This is a genomic window from Methylobacterium sp. WL12 (genome assembly GCF_008039475.1).
Classification (GTDB): domain Bacteria; phylum Pseudomonadota; class Alphaproteobacteria; order Rhizobiales; family Beijerinckiaceae; genus Methylobacterium; species Methylobacterium cerastii.
On the sequence record NZ_VRUW01000112.1, the window covers coordinates 1 to 11,986 of the forward strand.

15 protein-coding genes are annotated in these 11,986 nt (G+C 69.2%); 3 read left to right on the forward strand and 12 right to left on the reverse strand.

What is annotated here, in order from left to right:
• Together FV226_RS24800 and FV226_RS24805 are read left to right on the forward strand one after the other, a co-directional pair.
• On the forward strand, positions 1-464 hold a 464-nt coding region (locus FV226_RS24800), incomplete at its 5' end, for a transposase (protein WP_147765012.1).
• Between the two features lie 10 nt (positions 465-474).
• Entirely contained in the window at positions 475-897 is a 423-nt protein-coding gene (locus FV226_RS24805; protein ID WP_246688264.1) for a calcineurin-like phosphoesterase C-terminal domain-containing protein, read from the forward strand.
• Between the two features lie 500 nt (positions 898-1,397).
• On the opposite strand, the gene FV226_RS24810 is transcribed toward FV226_RS24805, so the two are convergent.
• Genes FV226_RS24810 through phnG form a run of 9 tightly spaced genes read right to left on the reverse strand, consistent with a single transcriptional unit; the run spans position 1,398 to position 8,371 of the window.
• Positions 1,398-2,051, reverse strand: a complete 654-nt coding sequence (locus FV226_RS24810) for a pyridoxal 5'-phosphate synthase (protein WP_147765013.1) — start codon at positions 2,049-2,051, stop codon at positions 1,398-1,400.
• Between the two features lie 60 nt (positions 2,052-2,111).
• Complete coding sequence (phnN, locus tag FV226_RS24815; RefSeq protein ID WP_187275219.1) at positions 2,112-2,648, reverse strand: phosphonate metabolism protein/1,5-bisphosphokinase (PRPP-forming) PhnN; 537 nt, start codon at positions 2,646-2,648, stop codon at positions 2,112-2,114.
• A complete protein-coding gene (locus FV226_RS24820) occupies positions 2,648-3,790 on the reverse strand; it encodes an alpha-D-ribose 1-methylphosphonate 5-triphosphate diphosphatase (protein ID WP_147753690.1) in 1,143 nt (380 codons plus the stop codon). Before FV226_RS24820 ends, phnN begins: the two co-directional genes overlap by 1 nt.
• 32 nt (positions 3,791-3,822) lie before the next feature.
• Positions 3,823-4,527, reverse strand: coding sequence for a phosphonate C-P lyase system protein PhnL (phnL, locus tag FV226_RS24825; RefSeq protein ID WP_147765014.1), 705 nt, complete (start codon positions 4,525-4,527; stop codon positions 3,823-3,825).
• A complete protein-coding gene (phnK, locus tag FV226_RS24830; protein WP_210246548.1) occupies positions 4,524-5,315 on the reverse strand; it encodes a phosphonate C-P lyase system protein PhnK in 792 nt (263 codons plus the stop codon). The genes phnL and phnK overlap by 4 nt, the downstream gene beginning before the upstream one ends.
• Before the next feature lie 8 nt (positions 5,316-5,323).
• Positions 5,324-6,205, reverse strand: coding sequence for an alpha-D-ribose 1-methylphosphonate 5-phosphate C-P-lyase PhnJ (locus tag FV226_RS24835; protein WP_147765015.1), 882 nt, complete (start codon positions 6,203-6,205; stop codon positions 5,324-5,326).
• Positions 6,202-7,323 (reverse strand): carbon-phosphorus lyase complex subunit PhnI, encoded by a 1,122-nt coding sequence (locus tag FV226_RS24840; protein WP_147765016.1) that lies wholly within the window; start codon positions 7,321-7,323, stop codon positions 6,202-6,204. The genes FV226_RS24835 and FV226_RS24840 overlap by 4 nt, the downstream gene beginning before the upstream one ends.
• Positions 7,314-7,928, reverse strand: a complete 615-nt coding sequence (gene phnH, locus FV226_RS24845) for a phosphonate C-P lyase system protein PhnH (RefSeq protein ID WP_147765017.1) — start codon at positions 7,926-7,928, stop codon at positions 7,314-7,316. The genes FV226_RS24840 and phnH overlap by 10 nt, the downstream gene beginning before the upstream one ends.
• Complete coding sequence (phnG, locus tag FV226_RS24850; protein ID WP_281406056.1) at positions 7,928-8,371, reverse strand: phosphonate C-P lyase system protein PhnG; 444 nt, start codon at positions 8,369-8,371, stop codon at positions 7,928-7,930. Before phnG ends, phnH begins: the two co-directional genes overlap by 1 nt.
• Before the next feature lie 134 nt (positions 8,372-8,505).
• Here phnG and phnF point away from each other — a divergent pair, with 134 nt between their 5' ends.
• Positions 8,506-9,252 (forward strand): phosphonate metabolism transcriptional regulator PhnF, encoded by a 747-nt coding sequence (gene phnF / locus FV226_RS24855; protein ID WP_147765018.1) that lies wholly within the window; start codon positions 8,506-8,508, stop codon positions 9,250-9,252.
• Positions 9,253-9,255: 3 nt separating this feature from the next.
• On the opposite strand, the gene phnE (FV226_RS24860) is transcribed toward phnF, so the two are convergent.
• The 3 genes from phnE (FV226_RS24860) to phnD are packed head-to-tail and all read right to left on the reverse strand — an operon-like array spanning position 9,256 to position 11,941.
• Positions 9,256-10,107, reverse strand: coding sequence for a phosphonate ABC transporter, permease protein PhnE (gene phnE, locus FV226_RS24860; protein WP_147765019.1), 852 nt, complete (start codon positions 10,105-10,107; stop codon positions 9,256-9,258).
• Positions 10,104-10,982 (reverse strand): phosphonate ABC transporter, permease protein PhnE, encoded by an 879-nt coding sequence (phnE, locus tag FV226_RS24865; RefSeq protein WP_147753682.1) that lies wholly within the window; start codon positions 10,980-10,982, stop codon positions 10,104-10,106. The genes phnE (FV226_RS24860) and phnE (FV226_RS24865) overlap by 4 nt, the downstream gene beginning before the upstream one ends.
• Positions 10,983-11,014: 32 nt before the next feature.
• Positions 11,015-11,941, reverse strand: a complete 927-nt coding sequence (phnD, locus tag FV226_RS24870; protein WP_147765020.1) for a phosphonate ABC transporter substrate-binding protein — start codon at positions 11,939-11,941, stop codon at positions 11,015-11,017.
• Positions 11,942-11,986: the final 45 nt, after the last annotated feature.

Genomic DNA, 11,986 nt, shown 5'->3' on the forward strand with positions numbered 1-11,986 from the left:
CAGCGACAGCTGACATCCGTGTTGCGATCTCCACCGCATCACCCCTGGCCTCATCCAAGCAACTGTCCTGGCATCTCCTGCGTGAGCCCGAAGACCTCGACCCCGAGGCAGCCGCGGTCGTTGCGCGTGTCCTACAGGATCCCGAGGCGGCCAAGGTCGTCGATCTCGGTCGCCGCTTCTGCCGGATCGTCCGGAGCCGCTGTCATACGCCGCCATCGGGGGGATCGGATGTCACGGCGTTCGATGAATGGCGGGGCGACGCCCAAAACTGCGGCGTCCGCATCGTCGAGAACTTCGCTGCCAGCCTCGGTCAGGACGGAGACGCCGTCCGGGCTGCGCTGACGCTGCCTTGGAGCAGTGGGCAGGCCGAAGGGCAGATCACGCGTCTCAAGCTCTTGAAGCGCGCCATGTACGGCCGCGCCAACCTCGATCTCCTCCGCCGACGGTTCCTCCTCGCAGCCTGATCCACCAAACTTGGCGAAGAGCCACTTCAATGGGGGCCGATCAAACGCCCGCACTCCGGAACTCGCCCGAGTCTTTACGGTCGAGCGCCTGCTCGGCTCTCCGATCCCGATCGAGGCCGTCGGATCGACCGACCGCTTGGTCAACGTGTTCGATGGCGGGCCCCGGACGCGGGTTACCCTGCGGCTCGTCACTGGACGTGCGGCGATCCCGATGGTGAAGACGCGTCAGCCCGATCCGTTCGTAACGCAGGTCTACGCGCGCAACGCAGACACCAAGAAGCCCTGGGTGTCGGCGATCCCATCCTCGCACGTCTGGGTCGCCCGGCTGCCTTCGGACCTGGGGCCGGGGACGCACCGCGCGGACGTCGAGGTCCTGGACGAGTACGGCCGGGCGCGGCGCGAGGCGATGATCATCGAAGTCACCGGTGCGTGACGCTCGGGCTCGTTCGCCGCTGCCTCGGTGACCCGACTACCGAGGATTATGCCTGTCATCAGCCTGTTGCACGGTCGGTGGTAGCGGCCGTGCAACGGCGCTTTCCCCCGAGACCCGGCGCCGAACCTCATCCCGCCCGGCATACCGCCGCGGCGGGTTTTTTGTGGCGCAGGGGTCACCGCCATCGGCTTCCCGCACGTTCGGCAACGAAGGTGACCATCGCGCGTATTGACCGAACTCTTATGGATCGGACCCACACTCTGCGTCCGCTCGCATCCTTTCGCCGATCCTCGGATGGTCCGCTTCGGGAACCTCGTAGGTGTCACATCAGTGTAGACAGGCCACCGAGATCCTGGGCGCGGAGCTCAACCCCCGCGGTCATGCCTGGCCTTCTGCCCGTCCGCTTCGGGCCGAAGAGGGTATCAGAGCTAACATCGCTGCCCCCTGCGATTACGTCCTGTCACAGCCCGTCGCGTGGCTTCACCCTGGCCCAAGAGATATCACGGCCACAGGCGCTCGTGCGTCCAGCCTCCTTGATTGTTTTGCCGGTATCGCAAACGCGTGTGTCTGCGTTCCTCGTCCGCCTGCCAGAACTCGACCTCATCCGGCTTGACGGCGTAGACCGCCCAGGTCGGTGATACGATGGATGGGTCGGCCTCGATCCGACGCCGCTGCTCGGCCAAGCCCGCATCCAATGCTGCGTCACCGACGAGGACGTCGCTCTGCCGAGCGAGCAAAGCGCCCGCACGCGAACCGATAGGGCGGGCCAAGAAGTCCGCCTCACAGATCTCTCGATCCATTTCGACAACCGGACCTCGCAGGCGGACCTGCCGACCGAGTGGTTGCCAGTAGAAGGTCAGGGCGGCGCGGGGCTGGGCGGCGATCTGGCGGCCTTTGGGACTGAGCTTTGTGCTGGCGAAGTGCCACCCTTCGGCATCCACGTTCTTAAGGATCAAGACGCGGGCATCAGGGTAGCCCTGCTCATCGACAGTCGAGAGCGTCATGGCATGGGATTCGGGTATGCCCCGATTGATAGCATCGTAGAGCCATGTCTCGAAAAAACGGCGTGGGTCATCCGAGACGGCGCAAGTATCGAATGGCGCGAAGGGACCGGCAAGGGACTTGAGGCCGCGAAGCCGCTCTTTCAGTGCCATGAACTACTCCGACATCGACCAACAGGAGGACAGCGTGTGAACTTCCTGCCGAGGTGGTATTTAGGCTACCTGATCGCGCAAATACGCAATCAGCTTAGCAGCTCCGATCTCCGGGGCGCGGTCGTTCCAAATCGTGCACTCGGTCTCAATTGGAACGACGCGGTCGAGGCGGCTGCGCAAGTCGCCATCCTCTGGCCGGGCGCGCGCAGAGAGACGGTGGGCGAGCACCTCGGGTGATGCCGTGATGGTCACGACGCCGACATGCGGCAGCGATCCTCGAGCCTGTTCCACGATTCGCCGCGAGACGTTGCAGACCACCACCCGCCCGGCCCGGGCCTCCTCAAGCGTTTCGCCGGGGATCGCGTAGCCGAGGCCGTGTGCGCGCCAATATAAGGCGAAGGCGCCGGAGGCTGCCCTATCCGCGAAGGCTTCCTCGGTAAGCGCGATATTGTCCTCGTGCGTTGATGGCTCGCGGGTAACGTGGCGGCGCGGGAAGACGAAGCGGGAATCGCCAACGAGCGCGTCCCGTGCCAGCCGCAGCAGGGTGTCCTTTCCGGCCCCGCTTGGGCCGACCACGAGGACAAAGCCGCCCGCCATCACACCACCCGCGCGCCGGCGCGCCAGACCTGACGCACCACCGGGACGCCCCGGGCGAGGCGAACGCGGACGAGGTCAGCGCGCAAGCCCGGTTCCAGACGCCCGCGATCGGTCAGGCCGGTGGCGCGGGCGGGGTTGGCCGTCACGGTGGCGATGGCGTCGGGCAGGCTGATGCCGGGGACGCGCTCGGGCAGCCCGAATGCCGCCATCAGAAGGCTCGCTGGCACGTAGTCCGAGGACAGGATGCTGAGGTTGCCGGCCTCCGCCAAGGTGTGCGCCGCGACGTTGCCCGAATGCGAGCCACCCCGGATCAGGTTGGGCGCCCCCATCATCACGGTGATGCCCGCCGCGTGCGATGCCTCGGCCGCCTCCAGGGTGGTGGGGAACTCGGCGAGCACCACCGACTCCTCTTGAGACAGCGCGACGTCAGCCAGGGTGGTGTCGTCGTGGCTGGCGAGCGGAATGCCGTGCTCGCGGGCGAACGCCACCAGAGCGGGCCGGTTCACGGCGTTGAGGGCGCGGCCCTCGCGCATCTTGCGCTCGGTACTGAGCTTGATCTCCTCCAACGAGCGGCCGCCGCGCCCAGCATAGACGTAGTACTTAGAGACATCCCGGAACTGACGCTGGCCCGGCGTGTGGTCCATCAGCGACAGCAGCCCGATGGCGTAGCGCTCGGCAAAGGTCCGCACCGTCTCGACCACGTCGGTGGAGGGAATCTCGCAGCGTAGGTGCGTGCGGTGCTCGGCCCGGAACAGGTCCGCGTCTTGCGCCTCCGCAAGCGCGGCGGCGAGGAGCTCGAGTTCGGTCCCGAGACCGCTCCCGTCCGGGTCGGTGCCCGCGCGCAGCGAATCGAACACCGTGGTGATGCCGGAAGCCGCGATCTGCGCGTCGTAGGCCAGGACCGCCCCAAGGGGGTGCCAGCGCACGCCGGGGCGCGGGGCATAGTGGCTCTCCAGGTGGTCGGTGTGGAGTTCGACGAGGCCCGGGATGAGGGTGTCGCCCTCGCAATTGAGGCCGTGCTCGGGGGCCGAGCCGGTGCCGATCTCGGCGATGCGCCCATCGACCACGGCGATCCAGCCGGTCTCGACCCGGTCGGGCAGAACGAGGCGCGCGTTCTCGAGGATTTCGACCCGGTCGGTCATGCTGGTGTGCTTCCGGTCAATCACTGTTTGGTTCATGCCGCCATTGCTCCACGGAAGGCGGAGACGTCGACGATCCGCGTTGCCACTGCCTCACGGACGTCCGCATCGTGGAAGATGCCGAGGATGGCGGTGCCGGCGGCGCGCTTCTCGGCGATGAGTTCCACCACCACGGCCCGGTTCGTGGCGTCTAGGGATGCAGTGGGCTCATCCATGAGCAAAATCGGCCGCGCGGCGATCAGGCCCCGGGCGATGTTCACCCGCTGCTGCTCGCCCCCCGAGAAGGTGGCTGGGGGCAGCGCCCACAGGCGCTCGGGCAAGTTGAGGCGGGACAGCAGGTCGCCAGCCCGGGTGCGGGCTACCTTGAGGGGAAGCCCCCCTTCGATCCCAGCAGCCTCCACCACGGCGCGGGCGCCCACCCGGGGGATGACCCGCAGGAACTGCGAGATGTAGGACAGGGTGGTGCGGCGGAGGGCCAGGATCTCGCGCGGCGCGGCTGCTGCGAGGTTGACCACGCGGGCGCCGTCGCGGACCCAGACAGCTCCCTGCGGGCAGCGGTAATTGCCGTAGGCCATTTTGAGGAGCGAGGACTTGCCCGCTCCCGAGGCGCCGCCGAGCACGACGCACTCGCCGGAATGGACCGCCAGGGTGGCCCCCGCGATGACGGGGAGCACCGCCCCATCGCGCAGGTGCAGGGTGAAGCTCTTGGCCACGTCTTCGAAGGCGAGGAGAGGCGTCATGCGGCGAGCACCGAGGAGACGAGGAGCTGGGTGTAGGCGGCCTGCGGGTCGTCGAGGACCTGGTCGGTCAGGCCGGTCTCGATGACCCGGCCAGCTCGCATCACGAGGACGCGGTGCGAGAGCAGGCGCGCCACGGCCAAGTCGTGGGTGACGATGATGACCGCGAGGCCGAGTTCGGCCACCAGCCCCCGGATCATGTCGAGGAGGCGGGCCTGGACCGAGACGTCGAGGCCCGAAGTCGGCTCGTCCATGAGCACGAGGCGGGGCGCGGTGACGAGGTTACGGGCGATCTGCAGGCGCTGGCGCATGCCGCCGGAGAAGCGCGTCGGCGGATCGTCGACCCGGTCGGCGGCGATCTCGACGCGGGCGAGCCAATCGAGGGCGGTGGCGCGGATGCGGCCGTAATGACGGTCCCCGACCCCCATGAGGCGCTCGCCGACATTGCCCCCAGCCGAGACCGCCATGCGCAGGCCCTGCGTCGCGTCCTGGCGCACGAAGCCCCAGTCGGTTCGCATCAGGGCCCGGCGCTCGGCTTCGCTCAGGGTCGCGAGGGCGCGGACGGCACCATCGCGCATGCGGTAGGAAACGGAGCCGGCGTCGGCCGCGACCTCGCCGGCGATGAGCGACAGCAGGGTCGACTTACCGGAGCCAGACTCGCCGACAACCGCCAGGACCTCGCCGGGATCGAGGGTGAAGCCGATGCTGTCGCAGGCGAGGCGGTGGCCGTAGCGCTTGGTCAGGCCCTCGACCGTAAGCAAGGTCTCGGGAAGCAAAGGCTCGGGAAGCAAGGGTTCGATCACGCGGCCTCTCCGGTGTGGCCGTCGGCGCGGCGGGTCTCGCAATGATCGGTGTCCGAGCAAACGAACATCCGCCCGCCGGCATCGTCGAGGACGACCTCGTCGAGGTAGACGCCCTCGGCGCCACAGAGGGCACAGGGGCGGTCAAATCTCTGAACCCGAAAGGGGTGGTCCTCGAAGTCGAGGCTGCGCACTTGGGTGTAGGGCGGGATCGCGTAGATGCGCTTCTCGCGGCCCGCCCCGAAGAGCTGGAGGGCGGGGCAGTCGTCCATCTTCGGGTTGTCGAATTTCGGGGTCGGGGAGGGGTCCATCACGTAGCGACCGGCGACTTCCACCGGGTAGGCGTAGGTGGTTGCGATGTGGCCGTGGCGGGCGATGTCTTCGTAGAGTTTGACGTGCATGAGGCCGTATTCGGCCAGAGCGTGGAGTTGGCGCGTCTCGGTCTCGCGCGGTTCGAGGAAGCGCAGGGGCTCGGGGATCGGCACCTGGTAGACGAGGACCTGCCCCTCGGTCAGCGGCGCCTCCGGGATGCGGTGGCGGGTCTGGATCACCGTGGCCTCTGCCGTCCGCGTCGTCGTCGCGACCCCGGCGGTGGCGGTGAAGAAGCGGCGGATCGAGACCGCGTTGGTGGTGTCGTCGGCGCCCTGGTCGATGACCTTGAGGACATCCGCCGCGCCGAGGATCGCGGCGGTGACCTGTACCCCGCCGGTGCCCCAGCCATAGGGCATCGGCATCTCGCGGGCGGCGAAGGGAACCTGGTAACCAGGGATCGCGATGGCCTTGAGGATGGCCCGGCGGATCATCCGCTTCGTACCCTCGTCGAGATAGGCGAAGTTGTAGCCGGTGCCGGCCGAGACCGTGACGGTACCTTGCGGGTTCATTCAGCGGCCTCCCGTAGGGTGGGATCGTCCTGGACCGGCTCAGCTGCCCGGGCGGCGTGCTCGGCGCGCAGGCGCCGGACAAGTTCGAGTTCGGCCTGGAAGTCGACGTAGTGCGGCAGCTTCATGTGCTCGACGAAGCCCGTCGCCTGCAGGCTGTCGCAATGGGCCAGCACGAATTCCTGGTCCTGGGCCGGCACCACCACCGCCTCGCCGAGTTCGGCTGCCCGGAGCGAGCGGTCCACCAACGCCATCGCCATGGCCTTGCGCTCGCCCTGGCCGAAGACGAGGCCGTAGCCTCGGGTGAATTGCGGCGGCACCGCGCCGCTCCCGTGGAACTGGTTGATCATCTGGCACTCGGTCAGGTCGACCGTGCCGAGGCTGACCGGGAAGCCGAGCTCCTCCGGCGTGAATTCGAGTTCGACGGCCCCGACCCGGATTTCGCCGACGAAGGGATGGGTGCGGCCGTAGCCGCGCTGCGTCGAGTAGCCGAGCGCCAGGATGAAGCCCTCGTCGCCCCGCGCCAGCCCCTGGAGCCGGAGCGCGCGGTCGGCCGGGTAGTCCACCGGCTCGCGGGTGAGGTCGCCGACGGGGGCGCCCTCGTCCGGGGGCGAGGGCTCCAGCAGGCCGGCCTGGCCCAGGAGATCGGTGACCCGCGGACAGGCGGCGGCATCGGCCTCCGGCTTGGCCTCGGCGGCGGGCGCCGGATCGGCGCCATCCTCCAGGGCGAAATCCACGAGGCGGTGGGTGTAGTCGAAAGTCGGGCCGAGCACCTGGCCGCCGGGCAGGTCCTTGAAGGTGGCGGAGATGCGCCGCGCGAGCGTCATCGCCCCGGTGTCGACGGGCTCGGTGGCACCGAAGCGCGGCAGCGTCGTGCGGTAGGCTCGCACCAGGAATACCGCCTCGACCACGTCGCCCCGCGCCTGCTTCAGGGCGAGGGCAGCCAGATCCGGGTCGTAGAGGGAGCCCTCGGTCATCACCCGGTCAACGAGGAGGCGCATCTGCTCGCGGATCTGCGCCACCGTGAGTTCGGGCACGGCCAGATCGCCGCGCCTGACCTCGGCCAGCAGCCGGTGGGCGTTGTCGATGGCGGCCTCGCCACCCTTCACGGCTACGTACATGGCATAGCCTCCGGAGCGACGGGACGCGCAGAGCGAGGCAGCCCGGCGAGGCGCGCGGGCGCGACGAAGAGCAGGTCGAGGCCCAGGGGGAAGGCCGCATGGTTCGCGGCCCAGCGCCACGCCCAGTCGGCCGGTAGGGGGCCGGCGTCGAGGTGCGCGGTGCCGCGGATGCCCGGTCCCGCGAAGGCGGGACCGGCGGAATCGGACAAGGTCTCGACGGCGAGGATCAGGGTGGCGGAGCTATCCGGGTAGGCCGGGGTGCCCTGCGCGAACGCCGCGAAGGCCGGGCAGCGGGCGGGATCGGCGATCAACGCGAAGGCTGCCCGATCGGGCGCGTCGACGAGGGGCGCCCCGGTGTGGAAGCGCAGGAAGGCTGCAACCGCCGGCTCGGCACGCAGCGGCGCGTCGAGCCAGACCGGCGTGTCGGCATCGGTCAGCGCCAAGGCCAGAGCCGCAAGCTCGGGAATGAGAGGAGCGGGCGGCGCCAGGGTCGTGGCCAGCGGGCGGATCCGGCCGGGCCGGCTCAGGGCCTCCATCGCGGCGCGGAACACGGCTTGGCCCTCGTGGACGGGATCGGCAAAGCCGTGGGCAAGAGTGTGCGCCATCAATCCTCTCCCCGCGCCAGGGTGAAGAAGTTCACCCGTGTCGCCGCGGTCTTGCGGGCGGCCTGCCGCACCGCTTCCGTCCGGCGCCCGGCGATGGCTTCCAGTGCCGCCTCCAGGGCGGGCCGTGCCTCGGGGCGCTGCCAGTGGGCGTCCAGGATGGCGGCAAGGCGGGCGCGGACCCGGTCGCGGCCGAGATGGTAGGCGAAGCCGGTCTCGCCGCCGGGCAGGCGCACCGCCGCGCGGGTCACCGTGGCCTCGCCGGCGTTGAAGGCCCGTCCGTCGCCACCGATGCGCCCGCGGACCATCACGAGACCCGTCTCGGTCGGGCGCAAATCCTGCGCCTCGGTGACGGCCCCGGTTTGCGCCAGGGCAGCTCGCAATTCGTCGGAAGTCGCCTGGCCGGCACGCGCCATCGCGCATCGGCGCGCGGCGAGGTCTGGCATCGAATGCTGAGGTGGTGTTTGGCTGGCACTCGACATTGATCGGACTCCAGATATGTCTATATGTTTAGACAAGTGGAGGAGCGGACGCAAGAGGTTTCGAGGACGTCATGCGAGCAATTCCGCGTAGGCAACTCATGAATGAGGCGGGCGACACGGGCGTGACGGCGCTTCAGCGTGGGGGCGGCTTGGCCGCGTGGCGGCAGATTGCGGATGCGCTGGCGGCGGAGATCCGCAGCGGAGCGGTCGCCGCCGGGACGCAACTACCGGCCGAATCGGCACTGGCCGCGCGCTTCGGCGTGAACCGCCACACAGTACGGCGCGCGCTCGGCGTGCTCGCCGAGGATGGGCTGGTGCGCACCACGCAGGGCAAGGGCAGCTTCGTCGAGCAGGGCCCGATCCCCTATCCGATCGGTCCCCGAACCCGATTCTCCGAGATCGTCTCCCGCACCGGCCGCGAGGCCTGGGGCGACCTGATCGGGGCTTCAACCATGCCCGCCGGACCGGACTGGGCCGAGGCCTTGGAGATCGTCCCCGGCACACCGATCCTCGAACTTCACACCATGCACCGGGCCGACGGCGCTCCGATCTCGACGGCCCGGACCTGCCTGCCGCTGCCGCGCTTTGCGGGCTTCGACGCGGCCTACGCTGCCAGCGGCTCGATCACCCGCGCCTATGCGGGCTTCGGGGTCGCCGACTACACCCGGCTCTCGACCCGGATCGGCGCCCGCCCGGCGAGCCCCGAGGAGGCGGAACGCCTCGACATCGCCCCCGGCCGCAGCCTGATCATCCTTTCGAGCGTGAACGTGGACAGGGACGGCCAGCGCATCCAGGCCACCCGCAGTTTGTTCGCCGCCGACCGCGTAGAGTTGGTGGTGGAGTGAAGCCTACCGCGCCGCGCCGCCGATCAGGGCCCGGCGCAGGCGCCCGGAGACGGCGTCGATGATCGCCACAGTCACAAGGATCATCAGGATCAAGAAGGCGACCTGGCGTAATTCGAGGACGCGGATCAGTTCGGTGAGGTATTGGCCGATGCCGCCCGCGCCGACGATGCCGATGATGGTGGCCGACCGGGTGTTCGACTCGAAGAAGTACAGCACCTGGCTGCCGAGCACGGGCAGCACGGCCGGGATGAGGCCGAAGCGGATACGGTGAAGCTCGGCCCCGCCGGAGGCGGAGACGCCCTCGCCGGGCTTGCCGTCTACGGTCTCGACGGCTTCCGAGAACAGCTTGCCGAGCGCCCCGAAATCCGCGCAGGCGATGGCCAGCGCCCCCGCGAAGGGGCCGAGCCCGACGACGTTGATCCAGATCAGCGCCCAGATCAGCACGTCGATGGAGCGCACCACGTCGAGGCCGCGCCGCACGGTGAAGTGCACGAATGGGTTGGGCACGACGTTGCGGGCGGCCAGGAACGCCACCGGGAACGCCAGGAGCGCCGCCGTCAGCGTACCGATGAAGGCGATGCCGAGGGTCTCGGTCAGCGCCTGCAGAAACGCCCAGCCCCGGCCGCCGGCTTCGGGGGGCAGCATCAGCAGGCTGAACTCGCCGAGGCGGCCAAGGCCGTTGAGGAGGCGCGCGGCGGAGAAATCGAGGCGGACCATCGCGTAGCCCGCAAGGGCGACGAGGCCGGCGAGCGCGAGGCCCGCGACGAGGCGGCCACGCCACGCCGGCCGGAAGCACTCTGGAAAGCGCCGGCGCAGGGCGGCGATCTCGGCCGCATCGATGTCGGGCCCGGTCATCGCAGGCTCCCGAGGAGATGGTGGCGCAGGCGCTCGGTGCCGAGATCGATCGCCATGACGGTGAGGATGATGAGGACCAGAATCGCGCTGACGTCGGCGTAGTAGAAGTTGCGGATCGCCACGAGGAGCTCTTGCCCGATGCCGCCGGCACCGACGAAGCCCATCACCCCGGCGCCCCGCACGTTGACCTCGAAGCGCAGCAGTCCATAGGAGACGAAGTTCGACAGCACCTGCGGCAGCACCGCGAAGCGCAGGGTCTCGATCCGCCCGGCCCCGCCGGCGGTGAGGCTCTCGACCGGCTTCATGTCGATGTTCTCGACGACCTCGGAGAACAGCTTGCCGAGCGCGCCCGTGGTGTGGATCGCCAGCGCCAGCACGCCCACCATCGGCCCGAGCCCAAAGGCGATGACGAAGAGGAGTGCGAACACGATCTCCGGCACGGTGCGGCAGAATTCCAGCCCGCGCCGCACCACGAAGCATGCCGTCCGGCTACCCGCTACGTTGGCGGCGGCGGAGAAGCACAGGAGGAACCCGCCGATCGCTCCGAGAAGGGTGCCGAGATAGGCCATCAGTAGGGTCTCGCCCAACAGCGCGAGCCATTTCGGCCAGCCCCAGTACCATTCGGCGAGGTCTGCCGGCAGGTTCGCCAGGGTCAGGGGGGGCAGGATCTGGGCGATGTAGTCGGTGAAGCGGCCGATATGAGCCGCAAGCACCCAGGGACGAACCTCGGCCGCCTGGGCGGCGAGCCCAGTGAGAACAACGAACGCGGCGAGGCCGACCCAGGTCCGGCGCCGGCTTGCGGCGACGGCGGCGTCATAGGCCCCCGCCAGGGCGGCGGCCCGGTCCGGGGGCAGGGACGTGATCCGCTCAGGCATCGGTCATTACAGGCGGCTTACCCGAACTCAGGTCAGGACTTGCGGCGTTGCTCGTCGTTGAACTTCAGCATCTCGATGACCGGCTGATAATCCTTCAGGGTTACGGCGGTGAGACCCTGGTCCTTGCCGTCCGAAAGCCGGTCGAAGGCCGCCTTGTCGGCCGTCGGCATCGCCACGAGGGCGTCGCGGATGCGCGCCTTGAGGTCGTCCGGCAGGCTCGCCAGCATGGCGAAGGGCCCCTCGGGCAGGAAGTCGGACTTGAACACCACGCGGAAATCGCCCTGCCCCATGGCCGAGCCGTCGGGCTTCTTGAGCATGCCCTTGGTGGCCATCCGGGTGACCATGGTGTCGGTGTCGGTGTTGTAGAGGTTGGCCGCCGCATCCACGGTGCCCTGGACGAGGGCGAGGACGGCGTTCTCGTGGCTGCCGGCATAGACGGTCTTGCCGAAGAACGCGTCCACCGGGTGGCCGGCCTTGTGCAGGAAGAAGCGCGGCGCCTGGTTACCGGAGGTGGAGTTGGGGTCGACCAGGGCGAGGTTCTTGCCCTTCAGGTCCTCGATCGTCTTGTACGGGCTGTCGGCGCGCACGTAGATCACCGAATAGTAGCCCGAGGCGCCGGTGTCGTGGCGCTGGTTGACGATGGGCTCGATCTTCACGCCGGTCATCACCGCGCGGGCGAAGGAGGCGGGGCCGTAGAACGCGAGCTGGGCGTTGCCGGCGCGCTGGCTCTCGATCACGGCGGCGTAGTCGTTGGCGATGCGCAGCTTTACCGGCACGCCGAGGGCCTTCGACAGGTAGGCGGTCATCGGCGCGTAGCGGTCCGTGGTGCCCGAGGCGTTCTCGGCCGGGATCACCGCCAGGGTCAGCTCGGGATAGGTCGCCTTCCAATCCTGCGCGGCGGCCGGGACGGCGAGGAGGGCGAGCGTGAGGGCTCCGGCGAGGGTGCGACGGGTCAGCATGGCAGGGTCCTGGGTCGGGGGTGACGGATCAGGCGACGAGGGCGG